Source organism: Sphingobium soli, from assembly GCF_020782245.1.
Lineage (GTDB): Bacteria > Pseudomonadota > Alphaproteobacteria > Sphingomonadales > Sphingomonadaceae > Sphingobium > Sphingobium soli.
Window position 1 is genome coordinate 53,186 of the sequence record NZ_JAJGNP010000008.1, and the last position, 17,790, is coordinate 70,975.

General features: G+C 64.7%; 14 protein-coding genes. 5 read left to right on the forward strand and 9 right to left on the reverse strand.

All coding sequences use genetic code 11. The annotated features are described in order from the left end of the window. Positions 1-111: 111 nt before the first annotated feature. From LL253_RS11345 to LL253_RS11360, 4 genes are all read left to right on the forward strand, one after another. Positions 112-996 (forward strand): LysR family transcriptional regulator, encoded by an 885-nt coding sequence (locus LL253_RS11345; RefSeq protein ID WP_009823557.1) that lies wholly within the window; start codon positions 112-114, stop codon positions 994-996. Between the two features lie 94 nt (positions 997-1,090). Continuing rightward, positions 1,091-2,122, forward strand: a complete 1,032-nt coding sequence (gene dgcN, locus LL253_RS11350; RefSeq protein ID WP_228227209.1) for an N-acetyltransferase DgcN — start codon at positions 1,091-1,093, stop codon at positions 2,120-2,122. 5 nt (positions 2,123-2,127) lie between these two features. Then, positions 2,128-3,120 (forward strand): N-acetyl-D-Glu racemase DgcA, encoded by a 993-nt coding sequence (gene dgcA, locus LL253_RS11355; protein ID WP_228227210.1) that lies wholly within the window; start codon positions 2,128-2,130, stop codon positions 3,118-3,120. 2 nt (positions 3,121-3,122) lie between these two features. After that, positions 3,123-4,397, forward strand: a complete 1,275-nt coding sequence (locus LL253_RS11360) for a dicarboxylate/amino acid:cation symporter (RefSeq protein ID WP_228227287.1) — start codon at positions 3,123-3,125, stop codon at positions 4,395-4,397. Here LL253_RS11360 and LL253_RS11365 read toward each other — a convergent pair. The 5 genes from LL253_RS11365 to LL253_RS11385 form a co-directional block, all read right to left on the reverse strand. Beyond that, complete coding sequence (locus tag LL253_RS11365; protein ID WP_228221910.1) at positions 4,381-5,799, reverse strand: NAD(P)(+) transhydrogenase (Re/Si-specific) subunit beta; 1,419 nt, start codon at positions 5,797-5,799, stop codon at positions 4,381-4,383. The two genes, LL253_RS11360 and LL253_RS11365, sit on opposite strands and share 17 nt — an antisense overlap. Continuing rightward, the gene (locus LL253_RS11370; protein ID WP_009823552.1) at positions 5,799-6,083 is read right to left on the reverse strand and encodes an NAD(P) transhydrogenase subunit alpha; all 285 of its coding nucleotides are present in this window, start codon (positions 6,081-6,083) and stop codon (positions 5,799-5,801) included. Before LL253_RS11370 ends, LL253_RS11365 begins: the two co-directional genes overlap by 1 nt. 84 nt (positions 6,084-6,167) lie before the next feature. Then, positions 6,168-7,289, reverse strand: coding sequence for an NAD(P) transhydrogenase subunit alpha (locus LL253_RS11375; RefSeq protein ID WP_228227211.1), 1,122 nt, complete (start codon positions 7,287-7,289; stop codon positions 6,168-6,170). Positions 7,290-7,520: 231 nt separating this feature from the next. Beyond that, complete coding sequence (locus tag LL253_RS11380) at positions 7,521-8,282, reverse strand: SDR family NAD(P)-dependent oxidoreductase (protein WP_228227212.1); 762 nt, start codon at positions 8,280-8,282, stop codon at positions 7,521-7,523. A 16-nt stretch (positions 8,283-8,298) separates the two neighbouring features. Continuing rightward, positions 8,299-9,483 carry an acetyl-CoA C-acyltransferase gene (locus LL253_RS11385; RefSeq protein WP_228227213.1) on the reverse strand — a complete coding sequence of 395 codons (1,185 nt, stop codon included), beginning with the start codon at positions 9,481-9,483 and terminating at the stop codon, positions 8,299-8,301. A gap of 119 nt (positions 9,484-9,602) precedes the next feature. On the opposite strand from LL253_RS11385, the gene LL253_RS11390 reads away from it, so the two are divergent. Next, entirely contained in the window at positions 9,603-10,244 is a 642-nt protein-coding gene (locus tag LL253_RS11390; RefSeq protein ID WP_228227288.1) for a TetR/AcrR family transcriptional regulator, read from the forward strand. Positions 10,245-10,253: 9 nt separating this feature from the next. On the opposite strand, the gene LL253_RS11395 is transcribed toward LL253_RS11390, so the two are convergent. Genes LL253_RS11395 through LL253_RS11410 form a run of 4 tightly spaced genes read right to left on the reverse strand, consistent with a single transcriptional unit; the run spans position 10,254 to position 17,688 of the window. Next, a complete protein-coding gene (locus tag LL253_RS11395; RefSeq protein WP_009823547.1) occupies positions 10,254-11,567 on the reverse strand; it encodes an oligogalacturonate lyase family protein in 1,314 nt (437 codons plus the stop codon). A 14-nt stretch (positions 11,568-11,581) separates the two neighbouring features. After that, entirely contained in the window at positions 11,582-14,272 is a 2,691-nt protein-coding gene (locus LL253_RS11400) for an exo-rhamnogalacturonan lyase family protein (protein ID WP_228227214.1), read from the reverse strand. Positions 14,273-14,293: 21 nt separating this feature from the next. Then, positions 14,294-14,992: a DUF6250 domain-containing protein gene (locus tag LL253_RS11405; RefSeq protein ID WP_228227215.1), complete on the reverse strand. Its 699-nt coding sequence runs from the start codon at positions 14,990-14,992 to the stop codon at positions 14,294-14,296. Next, positions 14,989-17,688 (reverse strand): TonB-dependent receptor, encoded by a 2,700-nt coding sequence (locus LL253_RS11410; protein ID WP_228227216.1) that lies wholly within the window; start codon positions 17,686-17,688, stop codon positions 14,989-14,991. Before LL253_RS11410 ends, LL253_RS11405 begins: the two co-directional genes overlap by 4 nt. Positions 17,689-17,790 lie beyond the last annotated feature (102 nt).

The window sequence follows — 17,790 nt, forward strand, 5'->3', positions numbered from 1 at the left end:
CACCCGTCCAGAGCGGGTCTGTTGCACACGCCATAACCAAATGGCATAGCGGGGCGGTGCACCCGGATCGTCGCGCCGGACGGACAGGCGGCAGCCGAAGAAAGTGAAGCCATGAACCTGCGCCAGATCGAGATTTTCCACGCCGTCTATCTGCACGGCACGGTCAGTGCGGCGGCGCGCGCGCTTAACGTGTCGCAACCCGCCGTGACCAAGGTGCTGCGCCATGCCGAACGCTCCATCGGCCTGCCCCTGTTCGAGCGGGCCAAGGGGCGGCTGATCCCCACGCAGGACGCGCGGACCTTGTTCGACGAAGTGGCCGACATACAGGAGCGCGTGCGATCGCTGCGGCAGGCGACGCAGAATATGCGGCATGGCCGCGGCGGGCTGCTGCGGATATCGGCCCTGCCCTCCCTTGGCCTGGGCGCCATTCCCGATGCGGTCGCGCGGTTCCTGCGCGGGCATGAAGACATCATGTTCGACCTGCAGACGTTGCATCATGATGAAATGGTACGCAAATTATACGAGCGCGAAACCGATATCGCGATCAGTTTCGAAGTCCCGCTGTCGGCCCCGGTTGCGCATCAGGTCGTGGGTGAAGGCGAATTGGTCGTGCTCTATCGTGAGGAGGATATGCCCGACGCGCCCAGCCGGCTGCATCTGGAGGAATTGCGCGAGCATAAATTCATCAGTCCGGTGCAAAGCGGGCCAATCGGCCGAGTCCTATCGAGCGAACTGAAGCGGCAGGATGTCGAGTTGAACGAGGTCGTGTCGGCGCGGACCTATTATATCGCCGCCGCGCTGGTGCGGGCGGGCGTGGGCATGGCCATCGTGGACAATTTCACCGCCCATGCCAGCGTATCACCGGGCCTGTCCAACCGGCCGCTGCAACCGGCGATCACCTTCGACATCAATGCGGTCTATTTGCAGAACCGGCCACCATCCAGGACGGCGTCGGAATTCCTGACGCTATTGTCGGAGGTTATCGAGAGCCTATAGCAAAAGGCTATAGGCTATGCGGCCATGGATATTGGGGAACGGCACGGACGGGCGATAAGGTCGCGATCCCATATTCAAGCAGGTTCCTCCATCCATGATTGCGACGCCCTATCTCCTCTACCTCGGCCACAGCAATGACGAGATCGGCATCAAGACATCGCGGGGTCTGGCGGTGTTCCGGCCCGACATCTGCGTTGGCGAATATCGCCATGACGATTGTGGACTGACGCTGAATCTGCCGCGCATGGATTTTGCGCAGGCCCATACGACGGGCGCGCGGACGCTGGTGCTGGGCATTGCCAATGCGGGCGGGCGGCTGGGCAGCGATCTGGTCGATGACGCGCTCGCGGCCATGGAGGCCGGGCTGGATATCGCGTCAGGCCTGCACCAGCGGTTGAAGGACGAGCCGCGACTGGTCGAAGCGGCGGCGCGGCTGGGCCGGACGCTGCACGATGTGCGCGATCCCCGGCCCGATATTCCGGTGGGCACCGGCAAGCGGCGTGCGGGCAAGCGGCTGCTGACCGTCGGCACCGATTGTTCGGTCGGCAAAATGTATACGACCTTGTGCCTGACCCGGGCTTTGCAAGCGCGCGGGGTCAAGGCCGATTTCCGTGCGACGGGCCAGACCGGCATACTGATCGCGGGCGACGGCGTGCCGCTTGACGCGGTGGTGGCCGATTTCATTTCCGGCGCGGTCGAGCAGATTTCGCCCGATCGCCATGATGGCGGCTGGGACCTGATCGAAGGGCAAGGATCGCTGTTCCACCCGTCTTTCGCGGGCGTGTCGACCGGCCTGATCCACGGCGCGCAGCCCGACGCACTGGTGCTGTGCCATGATCCGATGCGCCGCACGATGCGCGGATTGCCCCATTATCAGCCGCCATCGCTGGACGACTGTCTGGAAGCGAACCTGCGCGCGGCGCGGTTGACCAACCCGGATGTGCGCGCGGTGGGCATCGCGCTCAACACGTCGGCGATGGACGAACACGCGGCGGCGGAACTGTGCGCCCGCACCGCCGACAATATGGGCCTGCCCTGCTGCGACCCCTATCGCATGGGTGTCGACGCGATGGTCGATTTGCTGTTAGCCATGGATGCGCCCGCCGCCGCCACGGAGACGATCTGATCCCCATGCCCCGTTCATTGACCGTCACGGGCGAGACATTCCCGCTCGCCACCCCCTTTCGCATATCGCGCGGCGTCAAGACGGCGGCCGATGTCGTCACCGTGACGATCGCGCAAGGGGAGATTGAGGGGCGCGGTGAAAGCGTCCCCTACCCGCGCTATGGCGAAAGCGTCGCGGACAGCATCGCCGAAATCGAAGCCGTGCGCACCGCGATCGAGGGGGGCGTGAACCGGCGCGGGCTGCTGGAAATCCTCCCGGCGGGTGCGGCGCGCAATGCGGTGGATTGCGCGCTGTGGGACCTGGAATTGCGGCTTGAAGGGCGGGATTTCGCGGCGGCAGCCGGGATCGCGACGCCGTTGCAGCCGATCGCCACGGCGATGACGGTCGGGCTCGACACGCCGGACAAGATGGGGCTGGCGGCGGCGGCGCTTGCTGACGTGCCGCTTATCAAGGTCAAGGTGGACGCCAGCGACCCGGTCGCGCAATTGCGGGCGGTGCGGGCCGCCGCGCCTGATCCGCGCCTGATCGTCGATCCCAATGAGAGCTGGAGCATCGCGCATGTCGAGGCCATGCAGGCGCTGGCGCGGGAATTGCGCATCGACCTGCTGGAACAGCCATTGCCGGCGGGCGAGGATGATACGCTGCGCGGCTATGCGTCCGTCATCCCCATCGCGGCGGACGAGTCCGTGCATGTCGCAGCCGATCTCGACAGCTTGCCCGATGGCTATGGCGTGGTGAACATCAAGCTGGACAAGGCCGGCGGGCTGACCGCCGCCCTGGCGCTGGCGGAAGCGGCGCGGGCGCGCGGACTGGGCGTGATGACCGGTTGCATGATCTGTTCATCGCTGTCGATCGCCCCGGCCTGGGCGATCGCGGCGCAGAGCGACTTCGTCGATCTGGACGGACCATTATGGCTGGCGACCGATCGGGCGGGCGGCTTCGCGGGCGACAAGGGCTATCTGTTACCGGCCCAGCCGGGCTTCTGGGGCGGCCTTTGACCATGGGGCCAGCGCGCCGCTGGTTTGCCATTCCGCTGTGGCAGCGAGTGGTCGGCGGGCTGGTCCTGGGCGTTGCGATCGGGCTGTTCTGGCCAATGGCCGCGCCATGGATCGCTTTCATCGGCGAATTGTTCGTGCGGCTGATCCGGATGCTGGTCGTGCCGATCGTGTTCGTGTCCATCGCATCGGGCGTGACCGCTTTGGGCGATCCCCGGCGGCTGGGCGCTGTGGGCGGCCGCACGGTGCTGCTGTTCGCGGCGACCACGGCTTGCGCAGTGTCGATCGGCATGGCGCTGGGCCTCATCATCGACCCGGGCGGCGGCGCGGCGCTGGGTGGGGCAGCGCCCCATGCGCTGGGCGAGGCTAAGTCGGTGCATGATCAGCTGATCGGCATCGTACCGGTCAATATCGTTGCAGCGCTGGTCGAAGGCGACATGCTGGCGATCATCTTCTTTGCGATGCTGTTCGGGTTCGGCGTCATCCTGGCGGGCGAGGACGGACGGCCGATGGCGGGCGTACTGGATTCAGCGAGCCGCGTGCTGTTTCACCTGGTGCGGATCGTGATGGAGGTGACGCCCTTTGGCGTGCTGGCGCTGATCGCGCAGGCGGTGGCGGACAATGGCATTGCGGTGTTCACCAATATCGGCTGGCTGGCGCTGTGCGTCGTGCTGGGGGTGGCGGCGCAGATCCTGATGGTGCATTTGCCGCTGATCCGGCTGGCCGCACGATTGTCGATCCGGCGCTTTTTCCGCGCGGCGGTGGACCCGTTGCTGGTCGCCTTTTCCACCGCATCCTCGGCGGCCACCCTGCCCGTCGCCCTGCGCGTCGCGCAGGAGGATCTGGCGATCGAGCCGGCCGTCGCCTCCACCGTGCTGCCGATCGGCGCAAGCATCGGCAAGGACGGAACGGCCATGTATGTCGGGCTGCTCAGCGTCTTCAGCCTGCAGGCGCTGGGAGTGCGGGCGGACGGGACGATGCTGGCGATCATGCTGCTCACCGGGTCGCTCGCCGCCTTCGGCACCGCACCCATTCCGTCCGCTTCGCTGTTCATGCTGGCGGCGGTGCTGTCGGCAGTGGGGGTGGCGCCTGAACAGACGGCGCTGGTGGTGGGCTTTGTCCTGCCGTTCGACCGGCTGCTGGACATGACGCGCACGGTCGCCAGCGCCAGCGCCAACCTGACCGTCACCGCCGTCGTCGCGCGGCAGGAGCGCAAGGCGCTGGCCGGATCGAGTCCCCCCGCCCCGGCCAGCGACGCGCCGATCAATCCAGCGACTTGACGATTTCCTCCACCATTTTCTTGGCGTCGGCCAGCAGCATCATGGTGTTGTCCATGTAGAAGACTTCATTGTCGACGCCGGCATAGCCTGCGCCGCCCATGGAGCGCTTCACGAACAGCACTGATTTGGCATTGGCGACGTCTAGGATCGGCATGCCGTAGATGGGCGATGTCTTGTCGGTCTTGGCCGCTGGGTTGGTGACGTCGTTCGCGCCGATGACGAAGGCGACGTCGGCCTGACCGAATTCGCTGTTGATATCCTCCAGTTCGAACACTTCGTCATAGGGGACATTGGCTTCGGCCAGCAGCACGTTCATGTGGCCGGGCATGCGTCCCGCAACGGGGTGGATCGCATATTTGACGCTGACGCCTGCCTTCTTGAGCATGTCGCCCATTTCGCGCAGCGCATGCTGCGCCTGGCTGACGGCCATGCCATAGCCCGGCACGATGATGACGCTGTCCGCCTGGCTCATCAGGAAGGCGGCATCCTCCGCGCTGCCGCGCTTGTAGGGGCGGTCCACCGCTGCCGCGCCGCCCGACGCGCCGCCGCTTTCCGCGCCGAAGCCGCCCGCAATGACGCTGAGGAAGCTGCGGTTCATCGCCTTGCACATGATGTAGCTCAGGATCGCGCCCGACGATCCCACGAGCGCGCCGGTGATGATCATCGCGCTGTTGCCCAGCGTGAAGCCCATGGCGGCGGCGGCCCAGCCCGAATAGCTGTTGAGCATCGACACGACGACGGGCATGTCCGCGCCGCCGATGGGAATGATAAGCAGGAAGCCGATGACGAAGCTGAGCGCCGTCACGGTCCAGAAGACCCATGGGCTCTGGTCGGTCACGAAATAGGCGACAAGGCCCAGGATCGCCGCCAGCGTGCCAAGGTTGATGAGGTGGCGCGCAGGCAGCATGATCGGCTTGCCCGACATATTGCCATTGAGTTTCAGGAAGGCGATGATCGACCCGGAAAAGGTGATCGCGCCGATCGCGACGCCCAGGCCCATTTCCACCCGGCTGGCCTGATGGATCTGGCCGGTCAGCGTGTCGAGGATGCCAAAAGCCCCCGGATTGAGATAGGCGGCCGCGCCCACCAGCACCGCGGCGAGCCCGACGAGGCTATGGAAGGCCGCGACCAGCTGCGGCATCGCGGTCATGGCGATACGGCGAGCGATGACGAAGCCGATGCCGCCGCCAATCAGGATAGCGCCGATGATTTCCGGCAGGCTGGCAATGTCATGGGTGTAGAGCGTCGTCACGACCGCGATGGCCATGCCGATCATGCCCATGCGGTTGCCGCGCCGGCTGGTCGCCGGGCTGGACAGGCCGCGCAGCGCCAAGATGAAGAGGACGCCCGCAATCAGATAGGCGAGGGCGACGAAGGGCGAGACGGGAGCAAGCTCGTGCATCACTTGCGCTCCTTCTTCTTGTACATGGCGAGCATGCGTTCGGTAACGGCAAAGCCGCCGAAGATGTTGACCGAGGCAAAGACGACCGCGAGCAGGCCCAGATATTTGGCCGCCGCGCTGCCCGCTTCGGCCGACGCGACCAGCGCGCCGACGATGATGACGGAAGAAATGGCGTTGGTAACCGCCATCAGCGGCGTGTGCAGCGCCGGCGTCACCGACCAGACCACATAATAGCCGACGAAACATGCCAGCACGAAAATCGACAGGATGGAGATGAAGTCCATCGTTCCTACTCCCCGTTCACCCTGTCCGAGGCAGGGCGGTATCACGCGGTCCGGACCTGATGGCCGGCCGCGCCCAAATGAGCGTCAGCCCAGCAAACGTTCGTTGACGACCTTGCCACCCTGCGTCAGGCGGATGGCATTGCCGATTTCCTCGTCCAGCACCGGCGCGTTCCTTTCCTTGTCCCAGAAGGCGGACAGGAAATTATAGAGGTTGCGCGCAAACAGGGCGGAGGTGTCGGCGGCAAGGCGCGAGGGGACGTTGCGGTGGCCGACGATCTTGACGCCGTGACGTTCGGCCACTTCGCCAGCAACCGCGCCTTCGACATTGCCGCCCTGTTCGACCGCCAGGTCGACAATGACGCTGCCCGGTTTCATCGTCGCGATCTGGGCGTCGGAGATGAGGCGCGGCGCGGGACGGCCCGGGATCAGCGCGGTGGTGATGACGATGTCCTGCTTGGCGATATGGCCGGACACGAGTTCGGCCTGCGCGGCCTTATAGTCCTCCGACATTTCGGTGGCGTAGCCGCCGCTGCCTTCGCCCTCTATCCCCGCGACCTTTTCGACGAAAATCGCCTTGGCTCCCAGGGATTCGATCTGCTCCCTGGTTGCGGCGCGCACGTCGGTGGCGCTGACCTGCGCGCCCAGTCGTTTGGCGGTGGCGATGGCCTGAAGCCCCGCAACGCCCACGCCCATGACGAAGACCTTGGCGGCGGACACGGTGCCGGCCGCCGTCATCATCATCGGAAAGGCGCGGCCATATTCGGCCGCCGCGTCGAGCACAGCCTTGTACCCCGACAGGTTCGATTGCGAGGAGAGAATATCCATCGACTGCGCGCGGGTGATGCGGGGCATGAATTCCATCGCCAGCGCTTCATAGCCCGCCGCGGCATAGGCATCGACGCGCGCGCGATCCCCAAAGGGGTTGAGGCCGGCGACGATCCACGCGCCCGGCTTGGCACCTATCAGGCTGTCGGGCGATGGCCCCTGCACGCCCAACAGAATGTCGGCCCCCCCGACCGTGGCGGCGCGATCAGCAACAGTCGCGCCAGCGGCAGCATAATCAGCGTCGGCGATCGAGGCGGTAAGCCCCGCGCCAGCTTCGATGGCGACGTCCGCGCCCAGCGCCTTGAATTTTTTCACCGTCTCCGGCGTGGCGGCGACCCGGCGTTCGCCCTCCGCCTGCTCCCGCACGATCGCGATTTTCACTATCCCCTCTCCCTTCTCCTGCACCGGGACGCCGAACGCGCCGGTAATGCGCGGGGGCCAGCAGGACGCGCCTATGCATCGATGCGCCCGATGCCCCCGATCTTTCCTTGCCCGCCTCTATTTCTGTCTTCTGGCGACGGCAACACGCATCATGCGTATCGTTTCTATCAGCTTCCAAGCAATATCTTTATGCGCCTGTTCGTCAGGAGCTTGGCGGACTGGGGTAGACGATCAGCGCGGCGGCATCCGGATCGCGCCGTCGAGGCGTATGACTTCGCCGTTCAGCATCGGATTGCGGATGATGGATTCGACCAGTTGCGCATATTCGTCGGGGGCGCCCAGGCGGCTGGGGTGCGGCACCTGCGCGCCCAATGCATCCTGCACATGCTGCGGGAAGCCTTCCACCATCGGCGTGCGAAAAATGCCGGGGGCAATGGTCATGACGCGGATATGGTGCTGCGCAAGATCGCGCGCGACCGGCAATGTCATGCCGACCACGCCCCCCTTGGACGCGGCATAGGCGGCCTGGCCGATCTGACCGTCATAGGCCGCGACCGACGCTGTGTTGACGATGACGGCACGTTCACCCGCCACATCGTCAACAGCGGCGGCGCGCGCAGCGAATTTCGACATGAGGTTGAAGCTGCCGATCAGATTGACCTCGATGGTGCGGCGAAAGAGGTCGAGCGAATGAGGCGCGTTTTCCTTGCCCACCGTCTTGCTGGCAGGCGCGATGCCCGCACAGTTGACGAGAATGCGCGCGACGCCATGCGCCTTTTCGGCCTCATCAAGCGCGGCGGCGACGGCGGCGTCTTCCGCGACATTGAGCGCGAAGGCGATGGCGCCCATCTCTTGCGCGGCGGCGTTCGCCGCCTCCTCGTTCAGATCAAGAATGGCAACCTTCGCGCCATTGGCGGCCAGCATCGCGGCTGTCGCCTTGCCGAGACCTGATGCGCCGCCGGTGACGATGGCGGCCATATTTCTGATGTCCATGGATTTCGCCCCCCGTTCAGACCAGCTCGACAGCCATGGCGGTGGCTTCGCCGCCGCCGATGCACAGGCTTGCGACGCCGCGCTTCAGCCCACGATTTTGCAGCGCCGCAATCAACGTCGTCAGGATGCGCGCGCCCGATGCGCCGATGGGATGGCCGAGCGCGGTCGCACCGCCGTTGACGTTCAGTTTTTCGGCCGGGATCGACAGTTCGCGCGCCGCGATCATGGCCACGACGGCGAAAGCTTCATTGACTTCGAACAGGTCGACATCCTCAATCGACCACCCCGCCTTGTCGAGCAGCTTGCGCATCGCAGGGACGGGCGCGGTCGTGAATTTGGAAGGTTCCTGCGCATGGGCGGCGGTCGCGACGACCTGCGCCACGATCGGCAGACCAAGCCGGTCGGCGACGCTGCGCCGTGTCATCACCAGCGCGGCGGCACCATCGGATATGGAGGAGGCATTGGCAGCGGTGATCGTGCCATCCTTGGCGAAAGCCGGCCGCAGCGACGGAATTTTGTCTGGCTTCGCCTTGCCGGGCTGCTCGTCGGTATCGATCAGCATGTCGCCACCACGCCCGGAGACAGTCACGGGGGTGATTTCGCGCACGAACGCACCCGACGCAATCGCGTCACTGGCGCGGGAGAGCGACCGGATCGCATAGTCATCCTGCTCGGCGCGGCTGAACTGATAGTCGCGCACGGCTTCTTCGGCAAAGACGCCCATCGCCTTGCCCGGTTCATAGGCGTCCTCCAGCCCGTCCATCATCATCGTGTCGATGATGCGGTCATGGCCGATGCGCGCGCCGGCCCGATGCTTGGGCAGCGCATAAGGCGCGTTGGTCATGCTTTCCATGCCGCCCGCCACGATGATGTCCGCCGCGCCGGCCGCCAGCGCCTCATGCGCCATGATCGCGGCCTGCATGCCCGATCCGCACATCTTGTTGACGGTGGTGGCCTCCGTATTGAGGCCAAGGCCAGCGCCGAGCGCCGCCTGGCGCGCGGGCGCCTGACCCAGGCCAGCGGGAAGGACGCAGCCCATATAGATGCGATCGACGGCATCGGCAGGGAGCTTGGCGCGCTCGATCGCTGCCTTGACCGCGGCCGCGCCGAGATCGGTTGCCTTCAAGGGTGACAGCGCGCCCTGAAAACCGCCCATGGGGGTGCGGGCATAGCCGGCGATGACGATGGGATCCTGTGCCATTTTGCGTCCTCTTCCTGCGCGACGTCGGTCGAGACGTCGATAAATCTACTGGTGAGTATATTGCTTATTCATGCGTTTTTTGTCAAGCTGAAGGGCGGAGACGAGACGTGCAGATAGACATGGACAACAGGCCCGCTTCCCCGTTTCGGACAAGGGCGGAAAAGGCGCAGGAGCGTGCGCAAAAGCGGGACGCCGTCCTGACGGCGGCCGTCCGCATGTTCAATGCGCGGGGGTATCATGCGACATCGCTGGATGATGTCGCGGCGTCATTGGGGATCAGCAAGCCCACCATCTACCATTATCTCGGCAATAAGGAGCAGGTGTTGATCGAATGCGTGACGCGCGGGCTGGAGCCGCTGCGGGCCGCAGCCGATCAGGCGCGCAGCGAGGAAGGGCGGGGCATTGATAGGTTGCGGCGCTTCTTGATCGCTTATGCGCGTACGAACATGGATGATTTTGGCCGGTGCATGGTGCGGACGGGCGATGAACTGCTTTCGCCACCAAGCGCAGCGGAAATCCGTGCGCGCAAAAGCGAGATCGACAGGACGCTGCGCGCCCTGATCGCCGATGGCATCGCGGACGGATCAATCGCGCCGGTGGACGTCAAGATGAGCGCCTTTGCCATTGCCGGCGCGCTCAACTGGCCGGCGCGCTGGCACGATCCCAACGGACCGTCCAGCGCGGAAGAAATTGCCGCCGCGCTGGTCGATACGCTGATCGGCGGCTTGGCGCCGCGCCCCTGCGCCCCGATCAGGGGATGAAGACCGCGCCTATTTCTTCACCCTGACGGCATAGACCTGGTTGCTGCCGTCCATGTTGGAGCGGAAGATCATCCATGCGCCATCGGGCGTGAAGGTGATATTGGGTTCCAACCGATAGTCATGGCGCGCCATATCGACGATCTTTTCCGCGTCGAACGTGCCGGGCGCGACGAGATCGGCCGCATTGTCGGCATGAATGCCCGCCACGTCGGGAATGTCTTTGGGTGTGAAGAGATAGAGATATTTTCCGTCGGGCGCATGGGCGACCATTTCGCTGTCACCGCCATCGCCGGAGAAATGTTGCAGATCGGGCGCCTGATTATAATGGACCGACCACATATTGCGGTCGACATGATACCAGCGGCGATGGCCGGTCGCGAGTTCATAGCCCGCGAGCCAGAACACCTCCCCGCGCGGCGTCTGCAGATCGTACCAGATCCATTTTCCGTCCGGCGAGAAAAATTCGTGGCCGGCGATTTCCATGTTCATGAAACGTTTGTGGACAAGTTGCTTGCCCGTGCCATCGGTGCGGATGGTCCAGATGCGATCGACCTTGTGCCAGGGACCTTCGTGGCAATACATGATAAGGCCGGGATCGGTGGGCGAGAATTGGACATGGTTGAGCCAGTCGGTCGAGGCGACCACCACCTTCCGCTCGCCGGTGCGAATGTCGATGGTGAAGATCTCCATCGGAATCTTCGCCTCCAGCCGTTCATTGAGGCGCACTTCCTTCGCTTCGGCGAACGTCAGCGGCTGGCCGTCGGGGCCGGTGGCGGCGTAGTTGGCCTGGCCGAACTGCTGCTTGATTTCCGGTTCGCCACCCTTCTTCGTGCCATCGGGCTGAAGCGGCTTGTCGCTCGCCGCCCATTGGCCAAGCAGCAAGGTTTCGTCAGCATTGATCGAGCCGATCGAGCCCTTTGCCACGGTCGCGATGCGCCGCGTCTTGCCGCTGTCGATGTCGGCGGCGAAAATGGTCGTCGCCCCGCCTGCATCGTCGCGACGGTGGCCGGCATAATAGGCCGTGCGCGTCCGGCGGCCGGTAAAGAGCAGTTGCAGGTCGCGCCCCTTGACCAGCGGCGTCACGCTCCAGTCGGCCAGCGTCACGACGCTGATGCCATCGGGCGTCGAGATGACCATCTTGTCGCCCTGGGGCGTATAGCTGTTCTGGTGGAAATAGAGGCTGGCCGCGCCGCCAGGCGCATCGGTGATCTGGACGATCTCATGCCCGGTGGTGGCGTCGGTCCACTGTTTCACCGGCTTGGCCACCGCAGCGCCGGTCCAGGCGAGCGCCGCCAGCGCGAGGAGCGAGATGCCGCTTTTCATGGAGATATCCTTCTTCAGCCTTGGGCCGGCAGCGCATCGGGGATGAGCGCCAGATTTTCGATCGCCGCCAGCCCCCATTGGGCCGCGGCATTGGTGGAGACATGGGGCCATTCGACCGTGGGGCCAAGGATTTGCGGTCCTTGCAGCGTCACGCGCGGATCGCCATGCGACAGGCCAAGGCCCGCTTCGCCCGAGAAAAACTCCTCCCAGGCGCGGCGCGCCATCGCTGGATCGCGCGTCTCATGCGCCAGATAGGCGGTCAGGCGAGAATGACCTTCACGCAGATTGCGGCCGCGATAAGGGAAGGGGAATTTCGCCTCCCATTGCGCGCGCGGGGCGTTGAACCAACGGCAATAGTCAAGCCAGGCCGTGCGGTAGGCAGGCACATCAAGCAGGTCGAGCAGTTCGGCATTGAGTTCGAGCGCGCCGAACACGGCATTGAGATGCGATACCGATATGCTGTCGCCCTTGCCCAGGAAGCGGCCAGTCGACAGGTCGAACGGCGCGGTCCCGGTCAGCCAGCCATATTGCAGGCCGCCGATGCTGGTCATGCCGGCAAGCAGCCGGTCGCGCCATTTTCGCTCGCCGGTCCGTTCCCACTCGGCAAGCCAGGAGGAAGCGACCGCGCACCAGGTGGTGCCAAAGGTCATCTCTATGACGCCGTCGGGCAACGTCTTGCGTTCCGCGCCCGGCACCTTGCGGCCGATTTCGACATGGGCGAGCGTCTGGTCGGACAGTAGCAGGTCGCGCATCAGGTCCCCGACCCGTTCGTCGCCGGTCAGATAATAATAGATGCGCCGATAGATCGCGTTGGAAATGCGCGGCTGCTTGCTGCTGTCGCTCCAATGCTGGACGCCATGACGCGTGCCCAATCCCTTGAAGCGGCCGAGATGATAGACGTCGACCTCGCCCGTATGGCGGGTCATCGCCTCGGCGAAGCGGAACAGGCCCGCATCGCCGGTGCGCAGGACGCTCAGCCACAGCCACAGGTCGGGCGACAATTCGCTATTGTCCCAGGCAAAGCCGCCAATGTCGTAGCGCCACTGGTGCCGGTCAGCGTCATAGGTGTGCATGACGTCGCCATGATTCCAGAAGCCATACCAGCGGCGACGATCAACCTCTGCTTCGTAGAAGGCGGCGAGATTGGTGATCTGGTCCTCGATCCGCGCCTTCATCGGCGTCGATCGGTCGGGCAGCGCCCAGGGACCAAAGACATTCGCGGCATGGATGCGCTGCGGTTCGACCATCAGTTGCGGTGGCACGGCGTTGGCCTGCGCCATGGCGGCGAGCCGATCAGCGCCAGGCGTGGCGGCGCAGGCCCAGAGCGTCAGTTCGCTGGTGCGGGCAGTGCCGGTTGCGCTGTCCCAGCCGGGCTCATAATCTTCATAGGTGATGGCGAGCCCTTCATTCTGGGCATCATAACCCTCCATGCCGAGCACGCCGCGATAGGGGCGCATATCCATGGGACGTGCATCGGGCGACCACAGCCAGAGCGCCAGACGCGCCTCGTCGGATGCGGCATCGCTGATATCGATCTGGGTCGGGTGCCGCTGCCAGAAATAGCGGGCCGCGAGCGCCACGCCGCCCATCGGCGAGCCGACATAACCAAGCCCAAGCGCGCGGGTCCCGGCCGTGGCGTCGACCCAGGCATGGCCGGCCTGCGTGCGCTTGACGATGGCGAAACCGTCGGCGCTGAGCTGGCTTAGGCTGAAATCGCTCCACGTCGGGATGCGATCCAGCAGGGGGCGGACGCTGTCGGCCATCGCGTCCATCGGCACGGCGCGACCCGCGATCTGCGCCGCGCGTGCCGCCTCTCCCGGATCACGGCGCAGACCGGTAAGCGGGCGGACGGCTTCGGAAAAGAGATGCCCCTGCGTGGTGGCGAGGCGGACATGGCGGTCATGCGGCGCGCCGGCCATCGGCACGGCGGCGACAAGGCCCAGGCTGCTGACAAAATCCTTTTCCGGATCGCCGTCGAAGATGAAACTGTGGACGATGCGCAGATGATCGCCGCCGGCATAGGCATAAAGCCGCACGGTGAAGGGCAGCAGGCTGCGCCCCGCCCCTGCATGAATACCCTCTATCCTGACAACCGCGCGCACCGGGCCTTTTTGTTCGACCGTCACCCGGTCGATCCGGCCGGTCAGCTGGGTGCGGCGGCCGTTTTCGGGTGCGTCATCAATACTCGCGACGAGCGTGAGCGGCCCCATCACTTTCCGATCGCCCGCCCAGGCACCGGCGATCGCAACCGCACCGCTGCGCGGGATCCGCCAGCGTGTCGCGCCGCTGACGATTTCGACCATGTCCGCCTGTTCGCGGACCATGACGCCCGCCTTCGGCGCCGTGGGCCGGCCGGGTGCGACGTCCAGGGTCGCGGGCTGGTCCATGCCGGCGGGCAGCGCATGCGCCGACCATTTGAGCGACCCGTCGGGCCAGGTGGCGAGCGTCCAGTGCTGGGACGGGAGCGGCTTGCCGTCGCCGCGCACCGCCAGTGGCGCGCCCGGCTTCACGGCCCCGCGCGGCCAGGGCACGCCGAAGGTCGGGCCAAGGCTGAGCGTGGGCGCTTCGCCGTCGATCCAACGGACCGGCGTGCTGCGCGGCATCGTCGATGCGGCGCGGGCAGCGGAGGGGATCAGCGCGGCGGCGCTGCCCATCAGGCTGGCGCGCAGCATGTCGCGGCGGCCGATGGTCAAAATGCTGGTCATTGTCCCCTCCTATGCCGGTCTTCAGAGCCGGGTGATCGAGAATTTACGTAGCTGGATATGGCTTTGGGTGGTGCGCACGCCAAAATGGCCGCTGCGATAGGGATGCCGGTCCGTCATGGCGAAGAGGGTTTCCCCGTCACGCTCCACCGCGATATGGGCGCCATCCGCGATCAGACGCAGATGGAACCAGCGATTGGGCGTGAGCATCGCGGCCGGATCGGTCCGATCGTGCACGGGCAGCAGCGGCCGATCACCGGCGCGGCCGACATAACGACGCATCCGCGTGGTGCTGTTCCGATTGCCGCCGATGCCCACATAATAGGTGCGCAGGCTGTCATAGTCTTCAAACACGCCGGTGCGGCGGGCGGCGAGCGCCGACCCGCCCGGCACGGCGGGGTCCTGCGCCATCCAGAAGGCGTTGACGTCGCTAACCGCGTCCTGCGGTCCACCGGCCTGCACCGCGCGCACGTCATAGGCGATCGCGACCGGTCCTTTTAGCGGCTGGCGAAACCAGAGAGTTAGGCCGGCGGGCGTGTCGATGTCGAGCACGCCCTGCGCGGCAGACACGCGGGCCTGAGGAGACGCGGCTTCCAGTTGCCACTGATCCAGACCGTGGGAGAAATCATCCCGATAGAGCATCTTGCGGGCAGCGCGCGCCGCGACTGGCGTGGATGCCAGCGCGGCGAGCAGTGTTCGGCGCGAAAGGCCGGTCCCGATCACAGTTTCAGGCGGACACCGCCATAGACACGGCGACCGAAGGTTTCGATGATCGTGCGGCGATAGACGCTGTTCGCATTCTCCTTGCGCGTGGCGTCGAGCAGGTTGACCCCTTCAAGGAAGAAAGCGACGCCGGGCATCACCGTGATGTTGAGCGACGCGTCGAGCTGGCCATAGGCTTCGCCAAATTCCGGGTTGCCGCCGCGACCGGCGGCGTTGATCAGATATTTGGACCGCCAGTTATAGGCGCCGCGCAGGCTGACCACATCATCTTCATAATAGGCCGACAGATTGTAGCTGTGGCGCGAGAGGCCCTGGAACGGCAGGGAGTCGCCGGTGAAGCGATCCACGCCTTCATAGCCGCTATCCTTGGAATAGGTGTAGTTGGCGATGACGCCCATCTGCTTGAGCACAGGGACGTCGAGGAAGTCGAACGCAAGCTGCGCGCCGGCTTCCACGCCGTTGATCGTCACCTTCTGCGTGCCGTTGGTGGGCACGGTGATGGTATAGGTGACGTCCGTCGCCGGATCCGTATAATCCTCCGTCGTGTTCTGAATGAAGCTGCTGATTTCCTTGCGGAAATAGGTCACCGACGCAAAGCTGGTGCGGTTGATATAATATTCCAGGCCCGCATCATATTGGCGCGCGCGGAAGGGCTGGAGCCCCGGATTGCCGCGCGATCCGGTGAGGCCCACCACATCCAGCGTGAAGCGCGGCGCAAGCTGCTGCGGCAGCGGGCGCGCCATGACTTCGGTCGCCGTGACGCGCGCCATCAGCTTGTTGGGAATAAGCTCCGCCTTCATATTGAGCGAGGGCAGGAATTCGGTGTTCTTGCTGTCATAGGCGACCGGAGAGACGATGCCGCCCTGGCTCAGATAGCCCGACGTGTCGACCTTGGTATTGACGACGCGCGCGCCGATGACGCCCGTGACCGGCACCGCGCCGACATCAAAGGCGAAGGCGGCCTGCGCATAGCCGGCCAAGTTCTTTTCACCCACTTCCCACGTGTCAGTGAACACCTGGCACGTGCCGCCCGGACGCGTCGGGCAGCCATTGGCTTCGAACGGATCGGGCACGCCGATCGCGTCGGCCACGCCCTGCGTCATGTTGAGCCAGCGGCGATAGCCGTCGCTAAAGCCCAGATCACCGGTGTGGAAGAAGGGCGCGGTACCCAGCGATGCAAAGCCGACCGCATTGTCGATCTGCTGCTGGACGGCGGGATCGGAAAACCCGTTGAGCACGGTCGAACGATTGAAGAATTTGCTCGTGACCTTGAGATCGCGAAACTGACCGCCGATCTTGATCGACGTCAGAAAGCCGCCGTCGGGCTTATATTCCGCGTCCAGCTTGGCCATTTTCTCCGACTGATCGTCATAGCGCGGGCGGCGCAGGACGGTCAGCTGGTTGATCCCCGCACGGGTGGTGGGATCATTGGGCAGGATGATGTTGGGCGCATTCTGGCCATTGGCATAATCGACGATCAGGCTGTCCATGCCGGTGACGGCGGCGGTCGCGTTGATCTCGTTATTATAGGCCTTGGCCTTGGAATAGGAGATTTTCGGCGTCAGCGTCAGATTGCCGGTCGTCCATTCCGCGCCCAGCGCCAGATTATAGGTGGTGCGGCGAATGTCGCCCAGAATGTTGCGGTAGGAAACGCCCAGCTGGCTGGTCTGTGCCAGTGCGGGATTATTGGTCATTTCCAGATGCTGGACCGTATTGTCCGGCCCGATGATGGTGTTTTCAGTATCGACGATGCCGCCGCTGGTGCCGGTTTGCAGATATTGCGAGGTGACGGACTGGTTGGACCGCGTCCAGTTGCCTTCGAAATAGGCTTTGAGGTCATCGCTCGGCTGCCATTCCAGGATGCCGTTCAGCGCATAGCGACGGGTTTCCAGGCGGTTGATGACATAGCGGGGAATGTCCGGGAAGAAATCGCCCATGCCATCGTCGTTAAGGTCATAAAGATCGCCATTGGGGTCGCGCAGCTGGACCCAGCCGGTGGTGCGGGCCTGATGGCTTTCGACATTGCGGTTTTCGAACGTGCCCGACACCAGGATGCCGATCGTGCCGTCGGCGAAGGTGTCGCTGCCGATCAGGGCCAGGCGCGGGTCCATATGGTCGCCGATATCGGCATAGATGGCCTGCGCCGATCCGGCGAGATAGGGCTTGCCGCCATTGTCGAACGGACGACGGGTGATGATGCGCACGGTTCCGCCCACGCCGCCTTCGGTCATGTCGGCAGTGGCGGACTTCACCACTTCCACGCGATTGACGAATTCGGAAGGCAGATCGCGGAAATCGACGTCGCGGCCGCCGCCGACCGTGGTCGACAGGGCGGTGGTGCCGTTGATTTCGACCCGGTTCAGGCTGGGATCGGCACCACGGATGGTGACGCCCGACCCTTCGCCGTCGGAACGGGTGATCTGGACGCCGGTGACGCGCTGCAACGCTTCGCCGACATTCTTGTCAGGGAATTTACCGATATCTTCCGCCGAGATCGCGTCCAATACGGTTGGCGAATTGCGCTTCGCATTGAGCGCGCCCTGAAGGCTGGAGCGGATGCCGGTGACGACGATGTCGGCGACGTCATCATCCTGGGTGGCTTGAGGGGCGACATCCTGTGCAGCGACGGCAAGCGGCGCAACCGCCGCCAGAGCCGCATAAGAAATCGTAGCAAGTTTCACATAACGCAACCGCACCAGTCATCCTCCCTTTTCCAATATTCCACATATTGGGCTTTGATTGCGTTATTTGGAAAGAAATCATGCTTGTTGTCAAGCGTCCCTTTTCGGCGCGGCGAA

Excerpts from the sequence above, each read along its gene's own strand:
- LL253_RS11345 (WP_009823557.1), top strand. The coding sequence starts at position 112 with ATGAACCTGCGCCAGATCGAGATTTTCCACGCCGTCTATCTGCACGGC.
- dgcN (WP_228227209.1), top strand. The coding sequence starts at position 1,091 with ATGATTGCGACGCCCTATCTCCTCTACCTCGGCCACAGCAATGACGAG.
- dgcA (WP_228227210.1), top strand. The coding sequence starts at position 2,128 with ATGCCCCGTTCATTGACCGTCACGGGCGAGACATTCCCGCTCGCCACC.
- LL253_RS11360 (WP_228227287.1), top strand. The coding sequence starts at position 3,123 with ATGGGGCCAGCGCGCCGCTGGTTTGCCATTCCGCTGTGGCAGCGAGTG.
- LL253_RS11365 (WP_228221910.1), bottom strand. The coding sequence starts at position 5,799 with ATGCACGAGCTTGCTCCCGTCTCGCCCTTCGTCGCCCTCGCCTATCTG.
- LL253_RS11370 (WP_009823552.1), bottom strand. The coding sequence starts at position 6,083 with ATGGACTTCATCTCCATCCTGTCGATTTTCGTGCTGGCATGTTTCGTC.
- LL253_RS11380 (WP_228227212.1), bottom strand. The coding sequence starts at position 8,282 with ATGGACATCAGAAATATGGCCGCCATCGTCACCGGCGGCGCATCAGGT.
- LL253_RS11385 (WP_228227213.1), bottom strand. The coding sequence starts at position 9,483 with ATGGCACAGGATCCCATCGTCATCGCCGGCTATGCCCGCACCCCCATG.
- LL253_RS11390 (WP_228227288.1), top strand. The coding sequence starts at position 9,603 with ATGGACAACAGGCCCGCTTCCCCGTTTCGGACAAGGGCGGAAAAGGCG.
- LL253_RS11395 (WP_009823547.1), bottom strand. The coding sequence starts at position 11,567 with ATGAAAAGCGGCATCTCGCTCCTCGCGCTGGCGGCGCTCGCCTGGACC.
- LL253_RS11400 (WP_228227214.1), bottom strand. The coding sequence starts at position 14,272 with ATGACCAGCATTTTGACCATCGGCCGCCGCGACATGCTGCGCGCCAGC.